This window comes from Amycolatopsis sp. AA4 (genome assembly GCF_002796545.1).
Taxonomy (GTDB): domain Bacteria; phylum Actinomycetota; class Actinomycetes; order Mycobacteriales; family Pseudonocardiaceae; genus Amycolatopsis.
This window is the reverse complement of sequence record NZ_CP024894.1, coordinates 7,274,986-7,296,555: the sequence shown is the minus strand read 5'-3', so window position 1 is coordinate 7,296,555 and position 21,570 is coordinate 7,274,986. Positions and strand designations below refer to the sequence as shown.

Below are 21,570 nucleotides of genomic sequence, written 5' to 3'. Positions count from 1 at the left end.
GCGGCCTGGCGGCGAAACGCGCCTCCGGTGCGGCCAAGGTGCTCGGCATGTCGACCACCCGGCGCGCCGCCGTGGTGGCGATCGTGGTGTGCGCGCTGGCCTTCACCGTCGCGGTTCCGTTGCGCACCTACCTTTCCCAGCGCTCCGAGGTCCGCGACCAGGAAGCGCAGCAAGCCCAGCTCCAGCACGAGGTCGCCCAGCTGCGCGACCGCAAAGCCCAGCTGAGCGACCCGGCCCAGATCGAGGCGGAAGCCCGCCGCCGGCTCCGGTACGTGAAGCCGGGCGAGACCCCGTGGATGGTCCAGCTGCCGGAGGACCAGCCTGGTTCGCCGACTGCTGCCCAGCCGGGGCAGCAGCCCGCTCCGCAGGCGCCTTGGTACGAGAACCTGTGGGCGCAGGTTTCCGGGGGTTGAGGTTTCCTGTGCTCGACGGGTCGTCGGCTGGGTGTGTTTCGGCGGCAGCTGGGCGGGTCGACGACTGGGCAAGGTTGGCGGCAGTTGGGCGGGATCGCTGACCGGGCGAGGTCGCTGGTCGGCGACCTTCCGGTCTCGCGGGATTGCCGTCGCGCCGGGCCGGAGTGTCGGCTAATTGAGACTCGTGCGGCCTGTTGCCGGGCGAGATCATCGTTCTTGGGCATGCTCCTTAACGCCGTGGGTGCGGTAGTTCTGGTGGCTGGACAATCGAGGCTTCGCAGTCCTCGGGATTCGGGCCTCGAATAGTGACTTTTCGGTGGCGTCCGCTCCGCTCTCGTGTCGCTGGCTGAGTGCAGGCCAGGGCAGCCGCGTCCTGACTGGCGGTTCATGATTTGTGAAGCGTTCGGCGGCGTTTCATTCACATGGCTCGGGTGACCTTTCTGTTTGGCGGCTTGATGTGGCGGCGAAGCTCCGACTGCCTTCCACGCTAACCACATCGCGACGGCGGCGGAGGCCGACGCGGCGAGTTGTCCACACGGGGTGCCGGTTGTGGACAACTCGGCCGTTTCGGCGGAGGTCGCGAGGGGTCGGGCGGGCGGCGGCATTAGCCTGGTGAGCGTGAACAGCAGCACGGAGACACCCCGATTCGAGCCCGTCACCGATGCCGACCGGGAGGTCATCGCGCAGCAGCTCGGACGGCCGCCGCGGGCGTTGCGGGCGGTGGCCGCGCGGTGCCCCAGCGGGCATCCCTCGGTGGTCCAGACCAGCCCGCGGTTGGAGAACGGCACCCCGTTCCCGACGTTGTACTACTTGACCTGCCCGCGATTGACGTCGATGGTGGGCACGCTGGAGGCGTCCGGCGTGATGAAGGAAATGACCGAACGGCTCACCACCGACCCGGAACTCGCGGCGGCTTACCAGCGCACGCACGAGACGTACCTCGCCGAGCGGGACGCCATCGAATCGCTGGGCACGCAGGTGACCGCGGGCGGGATGCCCGGGCGGGTGAAATGCCTGCACGTCCACCTCGCGCACACGCTCGCCGCCGGACCGGGAGTGAACCCGTTCGGCGACGAGACTCTCGCCTGGGTCCGCGAACAGGGCTGGCCGACGGGCGACTGCGCCGGGTAACGCTCCGGTCTCGGGCGCGGATAGGCACAGCAGAGGCCGGTGCCCGCCTGGGTGGGAATGCTTCGCGGCGCGCATCGGAGCTTCACACCGAGCAGGCGAGCCCGGGTGCACCGCTGGGCGCGCCGGGGAGGGGCGGAAATTGCGGGTGCCACGCAGATCTCGGCGGTCGGTGCGCGCTGAGGCGTCTCCTGCTGCGGACGGTCAGGTCGAGCCGGTCGCGGACGGTGCGGGCGAGCGGGTTGCCGGTGGTTCCGCGGGTCCTGGCGGGGAAGAAGTTGGCGGCGCGGGCGGAAGTGCCGATGCGGTCGGTGGCGAGGATGCCAGTGTTGGCGACTGCGCCGCGGACGAAGCCGCCGATGGTGAGGGCAGGGGCGAGGTCGAAATCGCCAGAGGCGCGACGGGCGACCGGGACAGCGCGGGTGAGGGGACCGCGGGTGCTGGCATAGCTCGTGACGAAGCCGGTCGTGCTGGATCAGGTGGCGCTGGCCGTGGTGATGAGGCGGCTGAGGAAAGCGGTGTTGGCGACGAGGTCGCTAGACGCGAGTTGTCTGGCGAGCGCAGTGGCGACGAGGTAACGGGCGAAGGGGCTGCTGAGACCGCTGGCGGGGAGAACGACAGCGACGAGGTAACAGGCGAAGAGGTTGCCGACGTTGCTGGCGAAGAGAGCAGCGGCGACAAAGGAGCAGACGAAGCGGCTGTCGGCGACGTTGATCGCGCGAGCAACAGCGGTGGCGAAGAAACCGTCGAAGCAGCAGCCGCTCCGGTAGGCGTGCCTTCCGAAACAACCGGACCCAAGAGGACTGCCGTTCTCGTCGGCCCGCCGCCGGACAAGGCTCGGTGGGTACGGGTGAGGGCGCGGCGGGGGCGTTACCGGGTTCGGCGGGTGGTTTCGCGGCATCGGACGGTGGCCGCGGTGCTCGCGGGGGTCCTCGGCGTGCTTCCGGCGACCGTCGGAGCAGGGGTAGTCGCCGGGTGGGTCGGGCGGATGCCGGTGGTGCATACGGCGGACGTCTTGCCTGATCAGGGATACGACCCGGGGATTCGCGGAGTCGCGGTCGACGGGCGGCTGCCCGACGCGCCCGCGGCGGTTCCCTTGCCTGCGTATGACCTTCCGGACGGGCCGCTCGGGATTCCGGCTACTGCGCTCGCCGCGTATCGGCATGCGGCGGACGTGCTGGGAAAGGAGCAGCCGGGCTGTCATATCGACTGGGCGCTCATCGCGAGCATTGGGCGGATCGAGTCGAATCACGCGCGGGGCGGGTATGTCGATGCCGCGGGGACCACGCTTCAACCGATCCTCGGGCCGCAGCTCAACGGGACCGGGCCGTACGCGGCGATTCCGGACACCGATCACGGTGTGCTCGACCAGGATCCGGTGTGGGATCGGGCGGTCGGGCCGTTCCAATTCATCCCGGCGACCTGGCGGCTCTACGCGGCGGACGGCAACGGCGACGGCAAATCCGATCCCGGCAATCTCTTCGACGCCTCGCTCGCGGCGGCGCGCTATCTCTGCTCCGGCGGGCTCGACCTGGCCAATCCGGATCAGTTGCGGACCGCGATATACCGCTACAACAACTCCGACGCGTACGTCACCACCGTGATTCTCTGGGCGGAGGCTTATCGGAAGGGCGTCGCGCAGGTGCCGGACAGCCCAGTCGGGGTGCCCGGGCCGACGGCGTCCAATTCGCCGCCGCCGCCCACGACGGAACCCCGGCCGAGGACTACCGAGTCGTTGCCGGTCTCTACTGGTGCTCCCTCGGTGCGGCCTACCGGGTTGCCGCCCGAGCACAGCACGTCCGGGAGTCCCTCGAGCGAAACGCCGAGCACCAGCACTCCGACGTGCGGATCCAGCGCCTCGACCACGACGACCTCGCCAACGACCCCGACCACCCCGACCTGTATCTCGTCGTCGAGCGGAGCACCGTCGGGGAGCGAGACGCCGGTCGGCGGGTGAAGGAAGCGAAAGCGCTCCTCCGGTAGCCTCGATTACACCATTACAAAGCAGGGGGAGACGATGAGTCTTCGTCAGTTCGAGTACGCCTTGGCGGTCGCCGAGGCGGGGTCGGTGACCGCCGCGGCTGAGCTGCTTCATGTCGCTCAGCCGTCCGTTTCGCAGCAGATTCGCGGGCTCGAGCGGGAACTCGGCGTGCAGCTCTTCTCCCGTACGCCGACCGGGCTGGTGCCGACCGTCGTCGGGCGGGCGTTTCTCCGCGACGCCGAGGTGGCGGTGCGGGCCGCGCGCCGGGCGCAGGCGACCGCGAGGGCGGGTGCGGACGAACTGGTCGGCGAGTTGCTCGTCGCGGCGCAGATGGGGTTGGGGACTCGCCAGTTGCCGGGAGCGTTGGCTGCGCTGCGGCGCAAGTACCCGCAGTTGGCAGCGACCGTTTTCGAGGAGCCGAATCCGGCTGAGCTGGAGCAGCTCGCGCGGCGCGGGGTGCTGGATCTCGCGCTGCTCGGCTCGGCGTGTGACGAGGGGCTGTACGAGGGACATCATCTCGGCGACGAGGAGTTCGTGGTCGTCCTCGGGGTCAAGCACCGGTTGTTCACGAAGGACCGGATCTCGTTGCGGGAGCTGGAAAAAGAGCAGTGGATCCGGTTCGACCCGGACAGCGCGCTCGACGGATTCCTCACCGAAGTGTTGCGCGACAACGGATTGAAGCCGACCGCGGTCGCGCGCGTGTCGCAGACCTCGACGGCGGTGCGCTGGGCCGCGCACGGGCTGGGAGTGACGCTCGTTCCGGCGTCAGCGGTGCCGGAAGGGCACGAGCACCTCGTCCGGCCGGTGTTTCCGGTCGTGTCCCAGCCCGTGGTCGCGGCGGTGCGGCCCGGCGCGGGGCCCGCGGAGATGGCGTTGCTCGAGTTTCTGCGGCAGGAGACTTGGGAACAGCCGGTGTCCCCGGCCGCCTGACACCTCAGAGCTGCGTGTCGCCGCCGTCTACGACCAGTTCGATGCCGGTGGTGAAGGTGGCGTCGAAGGCGAGGAAGGCGACGGCGCGGGCGATCTCGTCGGGGGTGCCCAGCCGTTTCATCGGGTTCGCCGCGGCTCGGGCCGCTTTGAACCGCGCGGCTTCCTCGGCCGACATCCCGGCTTCGAGGATCTCGGTGTCGATGGGACCGGGGCTGATCGCGTTGACCCGGACGCCGCGCGGGAGCAGTTCGGCGGCGAGCGTGCGGGCCATCGACCGCAGTGCGGCCTTGCTTGCCGAATAGACGCTCGTTTCCGGCAGGCCCAGGACGTTCGCGGTCGAGGTGGTCAGCACGACGCCAGCTCCGGAGCGCAGCAGCGGCGCGAGCTTCTGCACGGTGAAGTACGCGCCCTTGACGTTGACCCCGAACTGCTCGTCGAACTCCTCCTCGGTGACCGATTCGAACGGTGCCGTCCGGGCCATCCCGGCGTTGACGAACAGGGCGTCGACCGGGCCGGGCACCTGTTCCGCCAGCGCCTCCAGCGAGGAGAGCGACGCCACATCGCCGCGGACGGCCAGCGCATCCTCGCCGAGCTGAGCCAAAGCCGTGTCCAAACGGGATTGAGAACGGCCGGTGATGATTACGCGAGCGCCGCTGTCGGCGAACAATTTCGCGGTAGCGAAACCCATTCCGGTGCTGCCGCCGGTAATGACCGCGGTTTTGCCCTGATAAGCATTCATCGCGGGTATTCGCCCCCGTCGACGGCCAGGCCGCTTCCGGTCAGCCAGCTCGCCTGGTCGGACAGCAGGAACAGCACGGCGTTGGCGATGTCGTCGGGTTCACCGTCGCGGCCCAGCGGGACTTCGGGGAGCGCGAAGCCGGGCGACAGGCTCGCCCACTGTTCGCGCGTCGCCAAGCCGCCGGGGGTGGCGGTCCGGCCGGGGGACACGGCGTTGACCCGGACTCCGGACGGGGCCAGTTCGGCGGCCAAGCCTCGGCTGTACGCCTCCAGTGCGGTTTTCGCTGCCACATAGTGCAAGAACGGCGGGAAAGGCGGCCGGATCGCGGCGGTCGAGACGTGCACGATCGCGCCCGATCGGCGGTCCCGCATGCCCGGGGCGAGCAGCGCGTCCAGACGGATCGCGGCCAGCAGGTTCACCGACAGCGCGTCCTGCCATTCGTCGTCGGGAATGGCCAAGGCGCTCGGGTGCGGACGCGCGCCGCCCGCGTTGTGGACCAGCAGATCGACGCCGCCGAGGACTTCTTCAGCGGCGGACGCGATCGTCTGGGCGCCGGCCGGGGTGCGGACGTCGGCCTCGACGAAGGACGCCCCGTCCGGCACCGGCGCAGCGGAGCGGGCGGTGGTGAGCACGGTCGCGCCCGCAGCCAGCAATTGCGCCACGATCGCCGCGCCGATTCCGCGGGAACCGCCGGTGACGACCGCGCGCTTTCCCGCAATCCCGTAATCGGGCATGCCAATAAACCTCTCGATAATGGAGAAAGAACCGCCGCGAAGGAAAATGCGGCGAACACGTCCACCGTAGATCCGGAAAAGAGGCAAAGGCAAAGACCAAATGTCGGCGAGGCGGCATAGGGCCCGCCTATGCCCGCCTGTCCGGCGAAGCGCCGGAGACCAAGTAAAGTCGGACCCATGCCTCGGGTAGCTGCGATCGACTGTGGGACCAACTCCATCCGTCTGCTCGTCGCCGAGTTGACGCCGCGCCACGACGGCACGGTCGACCTGCGCGACCTGCACCGCGAGATGCGCATCGTGCGGCTCGGCCAGGGCGTCGACGCCACCGGCAGGCTCGCGCCGGAAGCGCTCGAGCGCACCCGCGCCGCGCTCGCGGACTACACCGTCGCCGCGCGGCGCAAGGGCGTCGAGAAGGTGCGCATGGTCGCCACCTCCGCGACGCGCGACGCGAGCAACCGCGACGAGTTCTTCGCGATGACCCGCGAAACGCTCGGCGTCGAGGCCGAGGTGATCAGCGGCGACGAGGAAGCCCGGCTGTCCTTCACCGGCGCGGTCGGCGAGCAGGACCCGGACGACGGGCCGTTCGTGGTCGTCGACGTCGGCGGCGGCTCCACCGAACTCGTGCTCGGCACCTGGAACGGCCGCGAGGCCGAGGTGACCGCCGCGAAATCCGTCGACATCGGCTGCGTCCGGATCACCGAGCGTGCGCTGAAGGACGACCCGCCGACCGCCGACGAGATCGCCGCCGCCCGCGAACTGGCCCGCGGCATCCTCGCCGAGGCGTTCGACGTCGTGGACGTCGCGAAGGCCCGCACCTGGATCGGCGTCGCCGGCACCGTGACCACGTTGTCAGCCGTTTCGCTCGGCCTTCCCGAGTACGACTCCGAGCGCGTGCACCTGTCGAAGCTGACGCACGGCCAGATCGACGAACTCGCCGGGCAGCTCCTCGCGTCCGACCGCGCGACCCGCGCCGAGAATCCGGTGATCCACCCCGGCCGGGTCGACGTGATCGGCGGCGGCGCGGTCGTCGTCCAGGTGCTCGCGGAGGAACTCGCCGCGCGCGGTGGTCCGGACCAGCTGGTGGTCAGCGAGCACGACATCCTGGACGGGATCGCCTTGTCGCTCGCCTGAACGCTCCGCGACACCGAGATCACCGGGCGCGCATCCGGCGGCCAAACCCGTACCAAAACCACCGAAAGTCATCAAGCGCAGTTAGTTGTGAGCTGACCGGGTGATGAGCGGTGTTGTTATTCAGGTGCAACCCGGTGATCCGGTTACGAAGGGCTGATCCAGCTAGCCTCCATCTCGCTATTCGGACGCGAGAAACGGAGGGGACATGCGGGGTTCATCCAGGCTCTGGAGCGCGGCCGCGGTCGTGACAACCTTGTCGCTGCTCCTGACTGCCTGTGGGGGCGGCGGATCCAGCAGCGGGTCGTCGGGAGAAGCGGATCCGAACGGGACCTTCACGGTCTACGGGACGGAACCGCAGAACACGCTGATCCCCACGAACACCAACGAGCTCGGCGGTTCCAAGGCCGTCGACCCGATGTTCTCCGGTCTCGTCGCGTACAAGGGCGACAGCGGCGAACCGTTCAACCTGATGGCGGATTCGATCACCACGACCGATTCCAAGGTCTACGACATCAAGATCAAGCACGGCTGGAAGTTCCACGACGGCACCGAGGTCAAGGCGAAGAACTTCGTCGACGCCTGGAACTACGGGGCCAACTCGGCGAACGGCCAGATCAACAGCACGTTCTTCGAGAACATCCAGGGCTACGCCGACGTCCACCCGGCCGACAAGGCGGCGAAGCCGACCACGGACAAGATGTCCGGCCTGCAGGTCAAGGGCGACTACGAGTTCCAGGTGACGCTCGAAGCGCCGTTCTCGGTGTTCACCACCAAGATCGGCTACAGCGCGTTCGCGCCGCTGCCGGACTCCTTTTTCAAGGACCCCGACGCCTTCGCGAAGCACCCGATCGGCAACGGCCCGATGAAGTTCGTCAGCCGCACGCCGAACGTGGACATCAAGCTGACCCGGTTCGACGACTACCAGGGTCCGGACAAGGTCAAGTTCAAGGACCTGGACGTCAAGATCTACGCGAGCCAGGAAACCGCGTACCAGGACCTGCTGAGCAACAAGCTCGACTTCATCGAGACGCTGCCGCCGTCCGCGCTCACCGCGGAGAAGTACAAGACCGACCTCAAGGACAACCTGGTCACCGGGCACCTGCTGGGAATCAGCACGATCGCGGTGCCGTACTACGTGCCCGGCTACAACAACCTCGACCTGCGCCGGGCGATCTCGATGGCGATCGACCGCGCGCAGATCACCAAGACGGTCATGCACGACACCTACGTGCCGGCGGACAGCTATGTCTCGCAGGGCATCGCGGGCTTCCGTCCCGGCGTGTGCGGCGAGTACTGCAAGTTCAACCCGGAGAAGGCGAAGGAACTCTTCGCGAAGTCCGGGTTCAAGGGCAAGCTCACCATCGCGTCGAACGCCGACGGCGGCCGCAAGGAACCGCTGGTGGCCGCGTGCAACAGCATCAAGAACACCCTCGGCGTCGAATGCGATTTCGTTCCGGCGACCGACTTCGGCCAGTGGCGCAGCATCGTGACCGGGCACAAGCTGACCGGCATGGGCCGTTCCGACTGGTCGGCGGACTATCCGTCCATTGAGGACTTCCTCAACCCGCTGTACCGGACCGGGGCCTCGTCGAACGACTCGACGTACTCCAACCCGCAGGTCGACGCTCTGCTGAAGCAGGCCGACTCGACGGCGGACAAGGACGCCGCGGTCAAGCTGTACCAGCAAGCCGAGGACTTGATCGCGAAGGACCTGCCCTCGATCCCGGTGTGGGACGAGAAGGGCGTCGCGGCCAAGTCGAAGCACACGAAGACCGTGGTCCTCGACTTCCGCCGCCGCGCGGACTACTCGTCGGTCGAGGTCCTCAAGAAGTGATGCGCTGACTCGTCCGTTCCCACCACGCGGCTCGTGAGTGTTCGCGCAGGCCACAAGCCGGCGCGGGCACTCACGAGCCCGGCGCGCACTCCTAGGAACCACGCATGATCCGCTACGTCCTGCGTCGCCTGCTCCAGCTGATCCCGGTGTTCTTCGGCACCACCTTCCTGATCTACGCACTGGTGTGGGCCGTGCCCGGGGACCCGTTCTCCGGAAAATGCGGGCAGCAAGCCTGTCCGCAGGCCTATATCGACCTGATGACCGAGAAGTTCCACCTCAACGACAACCTGATCGTCCAGTACTTCAAATACCTCGGGAGCCTGTTCAGCGGCGACTGGGGCGAGACGTTCAACGGCTCCTCGGTCGGCGACATGATCGCCACGTCCTACCCGATCACGCTGCGCCTCGCGCTCGTCGCGGTGCTCATCGAGGCGGTCATCGGCCTCACCGCCGGGGTGCTGACCGGCTTGCGCGGCAAGGGTTTCCTCGACAACCTGGTGCTGGTCTCGACGACGTTCCTGATCTCGCTGCCAGTGTTCGTCACCGCGATCGTGCTGCAGATCGTGCTCGGCGTGAACCTGGGCATCATCGACGCCAGCGTCTCGGACGATCCGAGCATCGGCGAGCTGATCGTGCCCGGCATCGCGCTCGGCAGCCTGTCGATGGCTTATGTCGCGCGGCTGACGAGAACGTCGATCGCGGAGAACCGGCACGCCGACTACATCCGCACCGCCATCGCCAAGGGACAGCCCAACAGCCGGGTCATCGGCATTCACCTGCTGCGCAACTCGGTGATCCCGGTACTGACCTTCCTGGGCACCGACCTCGGCGCGCTGATGGGCGGCGCGATCGTGACCGAGGGCGTGTTCAACATCAACGGTCTCGGCGGGCTGATCTTCCGCGGCCTCCAGAACCGGGAAAGCGCGACCGTCGTCGGCGTCGTCGTGCTGCTGGTGGTGGTGTATCTGCTGATGAGCCTGATCGTGGACCTGCTCTACGCCGTTCTCGACCCGAGGATCCGTTATGACTGACCCGAATCTCGTCGGCGGCGGAGGGGTCGACGCGGCACAGCTGTCGCATGTGGACAGCTCGGCCGACGCCGGCCCGAAGAAACCGCGCAGTCTGTGGGGCGACGCGTGGCGGCAGCTGCGCCGCAAGCCGACGTTCGTCATCTCCGCGTTGATCATCCTGCTGGTCGTGCTGATCGCGATCGCGCCGGGGCTGTTCTCGCACCGTCCGGCCGGGTACAGCGACCTGACCCACGCCAACGAGGGCCCGTCCGCGGACGCCTGGTTCGGCTACGACAACCAGGGCTACGACGTCTACGCGCGGACCATTTACGGGGCGAGGGCGTCGCTTCTGGTCGGCGTTTTCGCGACGCTGTTGACTGTCCTTTTCGGATCGCTGATCGGCATCGTCGCTGGCTATTACGGCCGGATCGTCGACAGCCTGCTCTCGAGGCTCGGCGACATCTTCGCCGGTCTTCCGTTCGTGCTCGGCGCGATCGTCATCCTGACCACGTTCAACGCGCCCGGCACGAATCCCGGGCAGGTCACCATCATCGTGCAGGTAGTGTGCTCGATCGCGGTGCTGACCTGGCCGGTGGCGATGCGCATCATGCGGTCCGCGACGTTGGTGGCCAAGCAGCTGGACTACGTGAAGGCGGCCCGCGCGCTCGGTGCGAGCACTCCGCGGATCGTGTTCCGGCACCTGCTGCCGAACACGCTCGCGCCGGTGCTCGTGTACGCCACGATCGCGCTCGGCGCGGCTATCGGGGCCGAGGCGACGCTGGCGTACCTCGGCATCGGCGTGCGGCCGCCGGTGGTGTCGTGGGGCGTCATGATCAGCGACGCGCGCGACTACTTCCGCGCGGTCCCGCACATGCTCCTGTTCCCCGGTGCGTTCGTCACCATCACCGTGCTCGCGTTCGTGATGCTCGGCGACGGTATCCGCGACGCGCTCGACCCGAAGTCGAGGTAGCCGCAATGTCCACAGTGTCCAGTTCACCTGGTCCGACGGCGGAGAACGAACTGCTGCTCGAGGTCGAAGACCTGCACGTGGAGTTCCGCACCTCCGACGGCGTGGCCAACGTGCTCAACGGAGTCGGGTACTCGGTGCACGCCGGGGAAACCCTTGCCGTGCTCGGCGAATCGGGCTCCGGCAAGAGCGTCACCGCGCAGACCATCATGGGAATCCTCGACACCCCGCCGGGTGTGATCACCGCCGGTTCGATCCGTTATCGCGGCGAGGACTTGCTCACCGCGTCGGCGGACCGGCGGCGGGAGGTGCGCGGCGCGGAGATCGCGATGATCTTCCAGGACGCGCTTTCGGCGCTGAACCCGGTGTTCACCGTCGGATTCCAGATCGAGGAGCAGCTGCGGGTCCGGCTGGGCATGTCCAAAAAGGACGCGCGCAAGCGGGCGATCGAACTGCTCGACCTGGTGCGGATCCCGGCGGCGGAGCGGCGGGTGAAGGACTACCCGCACCAGTTCTCCGGCGGGATGCGGCAACGCGCGATGATCGCGATGTCACTGGCGCTCGACCCGGATCTGCTCATCGCGGACGAGCCGACGACCGCGCTCGACGTGACCGTGCAGGCGCAGATCATGGACCTGCTCGCGGACATCCAGCGGGAACGGCGGATGGGGCTCGTCCTCATCACGCACGACCTCGGTGTGGTCGCGGAGGTCGCGGACCGGATCGCGGTGATGTACGCGGGGCGGATCGTGGAGCAGGCCGACGTGCGGGAACTGTTCAGCTCGCCGGGGCATCCCTACACCGCCGCGCTGATGGATTCGCTGCCCCGGCTCGACCTCAAGGGACAGACCCTGGAAACGATCAAGGGCCTGCCGCCGAGCCTGCTCGACATTCCGTCCGGATGTCCGTTCCATCCGCGCTGCAAGCGGGCTGAGCAGCGGTGCCGCGACGAGCGGCCGTCCTCGCACGCGCTCGGGTTCGGCCGGGTCAGCGCGTGTCACTTCGCCGAGGAGGTGGTGGAGAGCCGTGGGTGAGCCGATTCTGAGCGTGCGCGAGCTGGTCAAGCATTTCCCGGTGCGCGCGGGCGTGTTGTTCAAGAAGACGATCGGGCAGGTCAAGGCCGTTGACGGCGTGTCCTTCGACCTGCAGCCGGGCGAAACCCTCGGCGTGGTCGGGGAATCCGGCTGCGGCAAGTCGACGCTCGCTCAGGTGCTGATGCGCCTGGAGGAGCCGACCAGCGGCAGTGCGACGTTCGAGGGGCGCGACCTGTTCAAGGCGCGCGGAGCGGAACTGCGGCGCATGCGCCGGGAAATCCAGATCGTGCTGCAGGATCCGTACACGTCGCTGAATCCGCGGATGACCGTCGGCGACATCGTCGGCGAGCCGTTCGAGATCCACACCGATGTCGCGCCGAAGGGTTCGCGGGCGAAGAAGGTGCAGGAGCTGCTGGAGGTGGTCGGGCTCAACCCCGAGCACGTGAACCGGTATCCGCACCAGTTCTCCGGCGGGCAGCGGCAGCGCATCGGGATCGCGCGGGCGCTGGCGTTGCGGCCCAAGGTGATCATCTGCGACGAGCCGGTGTCCGCTTTGGACGTTTCGATCCAGGCGCAGGTGATGAACCTGCTCGGGGAACTGCAGGGCGAGTTCGGACTGTCCTATGTGTTCATCGCGCACGACCTCTCGGTGGTGCGGCACCTGTCCACCCGGGTCGCGGTGATGTACCTCGGCAAGATCGTCGAAATCGGCACCGAGGACGAGATTTACGAGCGACCGTCCCATCCGTACACCCAGGCGTTGCTGTCGGCGGTGCCGGTCGCCGACCCGGCGGTGCGCGGGCAGCGGCAGGTGATCCGGCTGGAGGGTGACGTGCCGAGCCCGATCGATCCGCCGTCGGGTTGCCGTTTCCGGACGCGGTGCTGGAAAGCCGCCGACATTTGCGCGACGGAGACGCCGAAGCTCGAACCGCGGACCGACGGGCATCTGTCGGCTTGTCACTTCGCCGAGGTGAAGTCGGTGGTTCCGTAACGAGGCGATTCCTCCGGTTTGCCGATTGCCGCACGCAGTGTCCGCTATGTACGTTGCAGTGTCGGTTTTCGTGAGGAGGACTCGTGAAAAGACCAAGATTGCTCGCAGTGGCACTCGCGGTGCCATTGTTCGGTGCGGTGTCCGGCGTCGCCGTTGGAGCGGCGTCGGCCCAACCGGCTGGACCGGTAACGGAATTCAGCGTCCTGGCGCGGGACGGCCAGAGCGTCGCCGCCGCGCAGCAGGCCGTGCGCGACGCGGGCGGCACGATCGTCGCGACCAACACCGCCGTCGGGCTCATCACCGCCACCGCGCCCGCTTCCGGCTTCGCTGAGCGGGTTTCGGCCAACCGAGCGGTATTCGGTGCGGCGAAGGCGAAAGCGATCGGCAGCGCGCCGAAGGCGGGCAAGAAGGAGAAGCCGGACGCGGTCGAGAAGGAAGGCCGCGGCAGCGTGTCGCGCAAGGCAGCGGCGAACAAGGCGGTCGGCACCGACCCGCTGGACGACCAGCTCTGGGGCCTCAAATCGACCCGCTCCGACCTCGCGCGCACCAAACAGGCGGGCGACAAGCGGGTGAAGGTCGGCATCATCGACACCGGCGTCGACGGCAGTCACCCGGACATCGCGCCGAACTTCGACAAGGCCGATTCGCGCAACTTCACCAAGGACATCGTCGCGGACGTCAACGGCACCGTGGTGGACGGGCCGTGCGAATACCGCGGCTGCGTCGACCCGGTGGACCACGACGACAACGGCCACGGAACGCACGTCGCCGGCACGATCGCCGCGGCTGCCAACGGATTCGGCGTGTCCGGCGTGGCGCCGAACGTGACGCTGGTGAACGTCCGCGCGGGTCAGGATTCCGGATACTTCTTCCTGCAGCCGACGGTCGACGCGCTGACGTATTCCGGCGACGCGGGACTCGACGTCGTCAACATGAGCTTCTACGTGGACCCGTGGCTGTACAACTGCCGTTCGAACCCGGCGGATTCGGCCGTGGAGCAAGCGGAACAGCGCACGATCATCGAAGCGACCACGCGGGCGTTGAACTACGCGCACGGCAAGGGCGTGACGATGGTGGTCGCGCTCGGCAACCAGCACGACGAGCTGGCCGCGCCGCACGACGACGTCACGAGCCCGGACTATCCGGCGAACGGGACTCATCCGCGCAAGATCGACAATTCCTCGTGCTTCTCGCTGCCGGTCGAAGGTCCGCACACCATCGGGGTCGGCTCTTTCGGGCCGACGCAGGCGAAGGCGGATTACTCGAACTACGGGACCGAGCAGATCTCCGTTTCCGCGCCGGGCGGCTACTTCCGTGACGGTTACGGCACGCCGTGGTACCGGACGGTGGAGAACGAGATCCTGTCGACGTACCCGCGCAATGTCGGTGTGGCAGAAGGGAACATCGACGCGGCGGGCAATGTGACTCCGGCCGGCGTCGCGCTCGGCGTGCAGAAGGCGACGGCACCGGACGGCCGGGTCGGCTATTACCAGTGGCTGCAAGGGACGTCGATGGCCGCTCCACACGCGACCGGGGTCGCGGCGCTGATCATTTCCCAGTACGGCAAGAAGACCGGACATTCGGTTTCGATGGATCCGGATGCGGTGCAGCGGGTGCTGGAAGGCACGGCCGCGCCGATCGCGTGCCCGGTGCCGCGGACGGTCGATTACCTCAAGGAGGGCCGCGACGCTTCGTTCACGGCGACCTGCGTTGGTGACGCGTCGTTCAACGGGTTCTACGGACATGGTGCGGTGGACGCCTATTCCGCGGTGACGCGGGGTTCGGCGTTCCTGCGCTGATCGAGCGGCGGTGGGGCGGGTTGTTCCGCCTCACCGCCTATTTCAGTGTCGGCGCAGCAGGTCGGTGATCTTGTCGGCGGCTTGTTGTTGTTGCGGGGTGAGCGTTCGGGTCGAGTTCGCTTCGGCGGCGCAGAATTTGTCGGTCGCCGGACGGACGCCGTGCGCGAGATAATCGATGACGGCGTTGAAGCCGCAGCTGTTCAGATAGGGGAGACCGACGCCGTGGCCGCCTTGGTCCACAGTGACCATTCGTGCTCGGCCACCGAACGCTTCGCGCGTGTCGAACGCGCCGGACAGCGGGGTCGCCGGGTCGCGCATATTCTGGACCAGCAACAGGTTCGACGGTCCCTGGTCGCTGAACTGGACTGCCGATTCCTTCGGCGGGTAAGGCCAGAATGCGCACGGCCAGATGTTCCTGGTCGCGCCGCCGAGCATCGGATAGGCGGCCCGGTCGTGCGCGACGTTCCGCTGATAGGTCGAAATCTGCCGGGGCCACGCGTGGTCCCCGCACACTACCGAAAGCATCGTGCCGACCTCGCTCTGCACCGGACCTTCTGTGCCCGGCAACGCGTCAGGCGGGGGAGTCTGCCCGGCGAGGAGGGTTTGCCACAGCTGCGCCAGCCGCGGGAATGCCGTGGTCTGGTAGGTGAAGCTGTGGGTCACCAAGCGGAAAAGGGAACCGTCGAGTCCGCCGAGCGGGTGCTGGTCGAGTTGGTCCGCGAGTTTGAAGAAGTTCGCGGTGACTTCCGCGGGAGTCGCGCCGAGGCCGTAACATGGATTGCGTGCCGCGGCCCATTTTGCGAAGTCCGGGAAGCGGTCTTGCATTCCTTCGCCGAAACGCCGGGCTGCGGTGATGTCGTAGCCATCCGGCCCGAGCACGCTGTCTAGGACGACGCGGTCGGTCCGGTCTGGGAACAGCGAGGCGTACACGCCGCCGAGGTAGGTGCCATATGAGAGGCCGAAGTAGGAGATCTTTGCCTCGCCGAGTGCGGCGCGGATCTGGTCCATGTCGCGCGCGGTGTTCGCGGTGGTGAGGTACGGCAGGAGCGGCGCGGAAGCCGAATCGGCGCATTTCTGCGAGACCTGCTTGCTCTCCGCTGCGGATTCCACGACTTCGGCCGGATTGTGCGCATACTTCGGCGCGATCGTCAGCTGCTCCGGTGTGAGATTGCAGCTCACCGGAGTGCTGTGGTCGACGCCGCGCGGGTCGAAGCCGATCAAGTCGTACTCGGCCAGCAGACTCGCCGGGAGGCCGAGCTGGGTCAGCTGCGACGGGAAGGCGAGGCCGGGGCCGCCGGGTCCGCCCGGGTTGAACAGCAGTACTCCGCGCCGTTTCGCCGGATCGCTGCTGGGCAGCCGGGAGATTTCGACCTTGATCTTCTTGCCGTTCGGATTCCGGTAATCCAACGGCACTTCCAGCGACGCGCACTGCAGCGCCGGGGAAGCGACGTCGGCCGGGCACTTGCCCCAGTTCACCGCGGATCTCGCGGGAGCGGCGGACGCTGGGGGCGCCGTCACCGTCAACGCCGCGGTGGCGAGTACGAGAAGTACGTGTTTCCGCACGGTTGTCCTTTCCGCGATGGACAAACGGCGGTGGGACGGGAAGGCCGCCCCACCGCCGCTCATCGTCGGTTCAGTACTGCCGCAGCAGATCCGTGATCTTGTCGGCGGCCTGCTTTTGCTGTGGAGTAAGCGATCGCGTGACATTCGCTTCGGCACCGCAGAATTTGTCGGTGTCCGGCCGGGTTCCGTGCACCAGATAGTCCGTGACAGCGGCGAATCCGCAGCTGTTCAGGTACGGGAGTCCGACACCGTGCCCGCCCTGGTCGACCGTGACCATCCGGGCGCGGTCGCCGAACGCCTCGCGCGTGTCGAGCGCGCCGGACAGCGGGGTCGCCGGATCGCGCAGGTTCTGGACCAGCAACAGGTTCGCCGGTCCCTGGTCGCTGAACTGCACTGGCGGTTCGAGCGGCTGGCTCGCCCAGTGCGCGCACGGCCAGACGTTCGCGGTCGCGCCGCCGAGCATCGGATACTTGACCCGGTCGTGCGCGACATTGCGCTGATAGGTCGAGATCGACCGCGGCCAGGCGTTGTCCCCGCACAGCACCGAGATCATGGTGCCGCGCTGGCTCTGTTCCGGACCGGCGGCGGGCAGCCGCAGCGAGTCCGCCGGGGAAGCCTGGTCGTGGAGAAGGGCTTGCCACGTCTGCGCCAGCTTGGGGAAGCTCAGCGTCTGGTAGGTCAGGCCATGCGTTCCCAGCCGGAAGAGCGAGCCGTCGATGCCCCCGACCGGGTGCTGGTCAAGCTTGTCCGCGAGTTTGAAGAAGTTCGCGGTGACCTCGGCGGGAGTGGTGCCGAGACCGTAGATCGAGTTGCGTACCGCGGCCCATTTCGCGAAGTCGGGGAAGCGGTCCTGCATCCCCTCGCCGAAGCGCCGTGCCGTGGTGACGTCGACCCCGGTCGGTCCGACGACGCTGTCGAGGACGACGCGGTCGGTCCGGTCTGGGAACAGCGTGGCGTACACGCCGCCGAGGTACGTGCCATATGAGAGGCCGAAGTAGGAGATCTTTGCCTCGCCGAGCGCGGCCCGGATCTGGTCCATGTCGCGCGCGGTGTTCGCCGTGGTGAGGTACGGCAGGATCGGCGCGGAAGCCGAATCGGCGCATTTCCGCGCGATCTGCTTCGCGGTCGCCGAGGCCTGGACGACTTCTTCGCGTTTGTGCGCGTACTTGGGCACGATGACCAGTTGCTCGGGACTCAGGTCGCAGCTCACCGGGGTACTGTGGCCGACCCCGCGCGGGTCGAAGCCGATCAGGTCGTACTCGGCGAGCAAGCTGGCCGGCGCCCCGAGGTTCGCCCAAGTCAGCGGGAAGGCCAGCCCGGGACCGCCGGGTCCGCCCGGGTTGAACAGCAGCACGCCGCGCCGTTTGGCGGGTTCGGCGCTGGGCAGCCGGGAGATGGCGACGCTGATCTTCTTCCCGTCCGGATGCCGGTAGTCCAGCGGCACTTCGAGCGACGCGCACTGCAGCGCCGGGGAAGCGACGTCGGCTGGGCACGCACCCCAGTTCACCGCGGATTTCGCGGGCGAGGCGTGCGCCGGAGCGGCGGTCGCGGTCAGCGCGGCGGCCGCCAGTACGACGAGCATATGCTTTCGCACAGTTTTCCGTCCTTTGCCGAGATCAAGCGAACTCAGGAAACTGAGGGGAAAGGGCACGAAATCATGCGGTGCTCGCGGACGCGGCGGCTCGGCTGCCGGTCCGGCCGACGTCCGGCCGCGTCGTCGCGGACCCGTCGACGATCGAGAGCGAGGCCGACGTTACTCCGATCTCCTCGGCGCCGGAAGGGGTTTCAGCGGCGCGGTTCCCAGCGGAATAGCCGCCTCGCCAGCGTAACGCTGAGAATCAGCCACGCCGCGATCGGACCGAGCAGGACCAGCGAGTCGGCGGTCGAAGTACCGCCATTCCAGGAATTCAATACGAGTTCGGTGGCCGCGCCGCCGGGCAGAAGTCGTTTCAGCAGGGACAGCTGTTCGGTTCCGGTGATTCCGATCCAACTTGCCACCGCGAGGACCGCGAGCGTGATCGGCAGCGTGGTGACCTGCGCGTGCTCCGGGGAGTTCGTGAGGCCGGCCGTGGCCAGGCCGAGTGCGACCATCATGGCGATGGTGCCGGCCACCGCGACGACCAGCAGCAGCGGGTTCTTCGGCGGGGCGGTGACCGCGCCGAGTACGGCGAGGATGGCCCCGACCTGGATCGTGGTGATCGCGGTGACCGGCAGGAGCAGGCCGACGAGAATGCCGGAGTCGCTCGCCGCCGTAGAGCGGAGGCGTTTGAGGAAAAGGTTCTGCCGTCGTGCGGCGAGAGTGGTGACGGTGGTGGTGTACAAACCGATCGCCGTGATGAAGAAAAGCGTCAGCGCCGCGATATAGCCGAGGCTGCCGAGTTTGGCGAAGGTTTCGTGCCGGGAAATGAAGAAAGCGCTGAACGCGACGGGCAGGATCAGTGACGTGACCAAGACCAGTCGATTTCGGAAGAGCTGGATCAGTTCGCCACGGGCGATCGACAGCATGGGAAAGCCTTTCGGGGACTACGTGTTGCTGATGGCGCGGAAGACGTCGTCGAGCCGGGTCGGTCCGGCTTCCAGTTCGGCGAGCTCCACCGCGCGGTCCTGAGCCCAGCCGAGCAAGGTGTGCAGGTCTTTCTGCAGGCCGAAGGTCTCGATGAGGAAGCGGCCGTCCTCCTCGCGAGTCGCTTGCAGCGGCGGTACCGGCGCGTGCGGCGGAAGTCCAAAGCGGATGGTCGCGGGCAGCGTCCGGGTCAGCTCGGCGACGGTGCCTTCGCGGTTGAGAGTGCCCTGGTGCATGAGCCCGATGCGATCGGCGCGCTGCTGTGCTTCCTCGAGGTAATGCGTGGTCAGGACGATGGTGGTGCCCTCCTCGCGGAGCCGGTCCACCGCGGTCCACAGCGCGTCGCGCGACTGGATGTCCAGACCAGTGGTCGGCTCGTCGAGAAAGACCAGGTCCGGCGTCCCGTAGACGGCGGTCGCGAAGTCGAGCCGCCGCTTCTCGCCGCCGGAGAGTTGCGAGACCCGGGTGGCGGCTTTGCGCGTGAGGTCGGCGATGCCGAGCAGCTGTTCGACGTTGTCGCCACGGTGGGTCAGGCTGCCGATCAACCGGATGGATTCGCGCACGGTCAGGTCCGGTGAGAAGCCGCTCTCCTGCAGCATGATCCCCATCCGGGGACGCACGGAAGCGCGGTCGCGCGGGTCTTTCCCGAAGACGCGCACGGTGCCGGAGCTGGGTTTCCGGTGACCCTCGACGGTCTCCAGGGTCGAGGTCTTCCCGGCGCCGTTCGTGCCGAGCAGCGCGTACAGTTCGCCGCGCGCGACCTGGAACGACAGATCGCGCACGGCCGGGAAATCGCCGTAGGTGAGGTTCAGCCGGTCGACTTCGATGACTGGAGTCGTGGACATGCTCCGATTCCAGCCGGATCCGCTGACCGGGAGTAGTGCGGCCACGTCAGCCGAACACATGACGCTGCGTCACTGGTGGGCCTTGATCGGCTGCGGCATGCTGGGGCCGAACCGCCCGGCCGAACCTGGAGCACCATGACCGAGATCCGTCCGCCGCGGCCCCGCCGGATGTCGTGGTCCGGCGACGCGGTCCAGTACCGGCTGCGGCGGCTCAACCTCGTCACGGTGATGCCGCCGCTGCTGGTGGTCGGAGTGCTGCTGATCATCGTCAGCAGCCGGACCTGGTGGCACGTCGGCATCCAGGTGGCCGGGCTGCTGGCCGCGATCGCCACCGCCGAACGCTGGACCGCGGGCGACTTCGTCCGCACCGCGCGCCCGTGCCTGGTGCTCACCGCGTTCGTCTGGCTCGCCGGCGCGCTGGGCAACAGCCCCATGGCGTTCTACGGGCTGAGCATGGTCGGATCGTTCCTCATTCCGCCGCTGCCACGGCACCGGTTCGCCGCGCTGGTCGGCTTCGCCGTGCTGACCGGCGCGATCGGCTCCGCCACCCTGCTGCTGCACCACGACCATCTCGGCCCGCGAGTGCTGTCCTACGTGGTGACCCCGGCGGTCGGCTCGGTGCTGTCGACCCTGCTGATGTTCGCCAGCCAGAAGCTCTACGACCTCGTCGCGGAACTGGAAGAGTCCAGGGGGAAGGAAGCCGAACTGGCGGTGGTCCGGGAGCGCGTCCGGTTCGCCAGCGAGCTGCACGACATCCAGGGGCACACGTTGCACGTGGTCAAGCTGAAAGTCGCGCTCGCCGAGAAGCTGCTGCACCGGGATCTCGAACGGGCGCAAGAGGAATTGCGCGAGGTGCATTCCCTGGTCGGCGAAACCATCTTGCAGACCAAGGAACTCGCGTACGCGCAGCGACGGCTCAATCTGTCCGCGGAGCTGGAGAACGCGAAGAACCTCTTCGAAGCGGCGGGAATTCACGTGCGGATCGATCGGCTCGGACCGGTCGGCTCGGGGGCGGACGAGTTGCTCGGGCAAGTGCTGCGCGAGACGACCACGAACATCCTCCGGCACGCGCAGGCCCGGCAGGTGCGGATCACGTTGACCGAAGCGGGGATCAGCATCGTCAACGACGGTGCTCCGGAGGCCGAGGAACCGGTGCTGAGTGGACTGTCCACATTGGCGGACCGGCTGGCGGATCAGGGCGGAGAGTTGACAGTGGAGCAGAAAGACGGCCGGTTCGTGACGGCCGCCGCCTTCCCGGAGAAGGTGCCGCGATGACGACGGTGGTGCTTGCCGACGACGAAGTCTTGCTCCGTAAAGCGATGGCGGCGTTGTTGCCGATGGAAGACGAGATCACCGTGCTGGCCGAGGCGGAAGACGGCGAGGAGGCGGTGCGGGCCACCGTGGAGCATCGGCCGGACGTGCTGGTGATCGACCTGGAGATGCCCACTGTGGACGGACTGGACGCGGTCGCGCGGATCCGGCGGGAGCGGCCGGAGCAGGTGATCCTGATGCTGACCCGGCACGCGCGGCCGGGCGTGCTGCGCAAAGCGCTGAAGCTCGGGGTGCAGGGATTCGTCAGCAAATCCGCGGAACCGGCGCATATCGCCGCGGTGATCCGGACGCTGGACGAGGGCAAACGCTGGATCGACCCGGACGTCTCGGCGCTCGCGGTAGTGGACGACTGTCCGTTGACCGTGCGGGAAATCGACGTGCTGCGGGCGACTCGGGAGGGGTACTCGGTCGCGGATATCGCGACGCGGCTGCACTTGGCGGCGGGGACCGTGCGGAATTACCTGTCGAACGCGATGCAGAAAACGCAGACGCGGACGCGGCACGAGGCGGCGCGGTACGCCCGGGAGCACGACTGGTTGTGAGTGCCTATGCCGGTTCTAACCGGCATAGGCACTC

The 21,570-nt window shown here is 67.8% G+C and carries 19 protein-coding genes; 13 read left to right on the top strand and 6 right to left on the bottom strand.

The window, feature by feature from the left end; genetic code table 11:
- Positions 1–47 precede the first annotated feature (47 nt).
- The 4 genes from CU254_RS33580 to CU254_RS33560 all read left to right on the top strand — a co-directional run bounded on the left by CU254_RS33580 (position 48) and on the right by CU254_RS33560 (position 4,452).
- Entirely contained in the window at positions 48–413 is a 366-nt protein-coding gene (locus CU254_RS33580; protein ID WP_078561173.1) for a septum formation initiator family protein, read from the top strand.
- Positions 414–1,025: 612 nt separating this feature from the next.
- Complete coding sequence (locus CU254_RS33575; protein ID WP_199841106.1) at positions 1,026–1,544, top strand: DUF501 domain-containing protein; 519 nt, start codon at positions 1,026–1,028, stop codon at positions 1,542–1,544.
- A gap of 883 nt (positions 1,545–2,427) precedes the next feature.
- Positions 2,428–3,498, top strand: a complete 1,071-nt coding sequence (locus CU254_RS33565; RefSeq protein ID WP_063631984.1) for a lytic transglycosylase domain-containing protein — start codon at positions 2,428–2,430, stop codon at positions 3,496–3,498.
- A gap of 60 nt (positions 3,499–3,558) precedes the next feature.
- Positions 3,559–4,452, top strand: coding sequence for a LysR family transcriptional regulator (locus tag CU254_RS33560; protein WP_009083354.1), 894 nt, complete (start codon positions 3,559–3,561; stop codon positions 4,450–4,452).
- Between the two features lie 4 nt (positions 4,453–4,456).
- Here CU254_RS33560 and CU254_RS33555 read toward each other — a convergent pair whose 3' ends face one another.
- Together CU254_RS33555 and CU254_RS33550 are read right to left on the bottom strand one after the other, a co-directional pair.
- On the bottom strand, positions 4,457–5,191 hold the full coding sequence (locus CU254_RS33555) for an SDR family oxidoreductase (RefSeq protein WP_009083352.1): 735 nt from the start codon (positions 5,189–5,191) through the stop codon (positions 4,457–4,459).
- On the bottom strand, positions 5,188–5,925 hold the full coding sequence (locus tag CU254_RS33550; RefSeq protein WP_009083350.1) for an oxidoreductase: 738 nt from the start codon (positions 5,923–5,925) through the stop codon (positions 5,188–5,190). Before CU254_RS33550 ends, CU254_RS33555 begins: the two co-directional genes overlap by 4 nt.
- 177 nt (positions 5,926–6,102) lie before the next feature.
- On the opposite strand from CU254_RS33550, the gene CU254_RS33545 reads away from it, so the two are divergent.
- From CU254_RS33545 to CU254_RS33515, 7 genes are all read left to right on the top strand, one after another.
- Positions 6,103–7,056 carry a Ppx/GppA phosphatase family protein gene (locus CU254_RS33545; RefSeq protein WP_009083349.1) on the top strand — a complete coding sequence of 318 codons (954 nt, stop codon included), beginning with the start codon at positions 6,103–6,105 and terminating at the stop codon, positions 7,054–7,056.
- Positions 7,057–7,261: 205 nt separating this feature from the next.
- On the top strand, positions 7,262–8,890 hold the full coding sequence (locus tag CU254_RS33540; RefSeq protein WP_009083347.1) for an ABC transporter substrate-binding protein: 1,629 nt from the start codon (positions 7,262–7,264) through the stop codon (positions 8,888–8,890).
- 104 nt (positions 8,891–8,994) lie between these two features.
- On the top strand, positions 8,995–9,921 hold the full coding sequence (locus CU254_RS33535) for an ABC transporter permease (protein WP_009083344.1): 927 nt from the start codon (positions 8,995–8,997) through the stop codon (positions 9,919–9,921).
- Positions 9,914–10,870, top strand: coding sequence for an ABC transporter permease (locus CU254_RS33530; RefSeq protein WP_009083342.1), 957 nt, complete (start codon positions 9,914–9,916; stop codon positions 10,868–10,870). Before CU254_RS33535 ends, CU254_RS33530 begins: the two co-directional genes overlap by 8 nt.
- 5 nt (positions 10,871–10,875) lie before the next feature.
- The gene (locus tag CU254_RS33525; RefSeq protein WP_009083341.1) at positions 10,876–11,901 is read left to right on the top strand and encodes an ABC transporter ATP-binding protein; all 1,026 of its coding nucleotides are present in this window, start codon (positions 10,876–10,878) and stop codon (positions 11,899–11,901) included.
- Positions 11,894–12,892 carry an ABC transporter ATP-binding protein gene (locus tag CU254_RS33520; protein WP_009083340.1) on the top strand — a complete coding sequence of 333 codons (999 nt, stop codon included), beginning with the start codon at positions 11,894–11,896 and terminating at the stop codon, positions 12,890–12,892. Before CU254_RS33525 ends, CU254_RS33520 begins: the two co-directional genes overlap by 8 nt.
- 83 nt (positions 12,893–12,975) lie before the next feature.
- Positions 12,976–14,691, top strand: coding sequence for a S8 family serine peptidase (locus CU254_RS33515; RefSeq protein WP_037715656.1), 1,716 nt, complete (start codon positions 12,976–12,978; stop codon positions 14,689–14,691).
- A 42-nt stretch (positions 14,692–14,733) separates the two neighbouring features.
- Here the strand turns inward: CU254_RS33515 and CU254_RS33510 are convergent, their stop codons facing one another.
- The 4 genes from CU254_RS33510 to CU254_RS33495 form a co-directional block, all read right to left on the bottom strand.
- On the bottom strand, positions 14,734–16,167 hold the full coding sequence (locus CU254_RS33510; RefSeq protein ID WP_009083338.1) for an alpha/beta hydrolase: 1,434 nt from the start codon (positions 16,165–16,167) through the stop codon (positions 14,734–14,736).
- Between the two features lie 157 nt (positions 16,168–16,324).
- Entirely contained in the window at positions 16,325–17,761 is a 1,437-nt protein-coding gene (locus tag CU254_RS33505; RefSeq protein WP_009083337.1) for an alpha/beta hydrolase, read from the bottom strand.
- Positions 17,762–18,039: 278 nt separating this feature from the next.
- The gene (locus tag CU254_RS33500; RefSeq protein WP_009083336.1) at positions 18,040–18,759 is read right to left on the bottom strand and encodes an ABC transporter permease; all 720 of its coding nucleotides are present in this window, start codon (positions 18,757–18,759) and stop codon (positions 18,040–18,042) included.
- An 18-nt stretch (positions 18,760–18,777) separates the two neighbouring features.
- A complete protein-coding gene (locus CU254_RS33495) occupies positions 18,778–19,662 on the bottom strand; it encodes an ABC transporter ATP-binding protein (RefSeq protein WP_037715649.1) in 885 nt (294 codons plus the stop codon).
- Between the two features lie 135 nt (positions 19,663–19,797).
- On the opposite strand from CU254_RS33495, the gene CU254_RS33490 reads away from it, so the two are divergent.
- Positions 19,798–20,937, top strand: a complete 1,140-nt coding sequence (locus tag CU254_RS33490) for a sensor histidine kinase (RefSeq protein WP_037715648.1) — start codon at positions 19,798–19,800, stop codon at positions 20,935–20,937.
- A complete protein-coding gene (locus CU254_RS33485; RefSeq protein WP_009083331.1) occupies positions 20,934–21,536 on the top strand; it encodes a DNA-binding response regulator in 603 nt (200 codons plus the stop codon). The genes CU254_RS33490 and CU254_RS33485 overlap by 4 nt, the downstream gene beginning before the upstream one ends.
- The last annotated feature ends 34 nt before the right edge of the window (positions 21,537–21,570 follow it).

Coding starts and splice junctions, on each gene's coding strand:
- CU254_RS33580 (WP_078561173.1), top strand. CDS start 48: ATGTCGACCACCCGGCGCGCCGCCGTGGTGGCGATCGTGGTGTGCGCG.
- CU254_RS33560 (WP_009083354.1), top strand. CDS start 3,559: ATGAGTCTTCGTCAGTTCGAGTACGCCTTGGCGGTCGCCGAGGCGGGG.
- CU254_RS33555 (WP_009083352.1), bottom strand. CDS start 5,191: ATGAATGCTTATCAGGGCAAAACCGCGGTCATTACCGGCGGCAGCACC.
- CU254_RS33550 (WP_009083350.1), bottom strand. CDS start 5,925: ATGCCCGATTACGGGATTGCGGGAAAGCGCGCGGTCGTCACCGGCGGT.
- CU254_RS33545 (WP_009083349.1), top strand. CDS start 6,103: ATGCCTCGGGTAGCTGCGATCGACTGTGGGACCAACTCCATCCGTCTG.
- CU254_RS33540 (WP_009083347.1), top strand. CDS start 7,262: ATGCGGGGTTCATCCAGGCTCTGGAGCGCGGCCGCGGTCGTGACAACC.
- CU254_RS33535 (WP_009083344.1), top strand. CDS start 8,995: ATGATCCGCTACGTCCTGCGTCGCCTGCTCCAGCTGATCCCGGTGTTC.
- CU254_RS33530 (WP_009083342.1), top strand. CDS start 9,914: ATGACTGACCCGAATCTCGTCGGCGGCGGAGGGGTCGACGCGGCACAG.
- CU254_RS33525 (WP_009083341.1), top strand. CDS start 10,876: ATGTCCACAGTGTCCAGTTCACCTGGTCCGACGGCGGAGAACGAACTG.
- CU254_RS33500 (WP_009083336.1), bottom strand. CDS start 18,759: ATGCTGTCGATCGCCCGTGGCGAACTGATCCAGCTCTTCCGAAATCGA.
- CU254_RS33495 (WP_037715649.1), bottom strand. CDS start 19,662: ATGTCCACGACTCCAGTCATCGAAGTCGACCGGCTGAACCTCACCTAC.
- CU254_RS33490 (WP_037715648.1), top strand. CDS start 19,798: ATGACCGAGATCCGTCCGCCGCGGCCCCGCCGGATGTCGTGGTCCGGC.
- CU254_RS33485 (WP_009083331.1), top strand. CDS start 20,934: ATGACGACGGTGGTGCTTGCCGACGACGAAGTCTTGCTCCGTAAAGCG.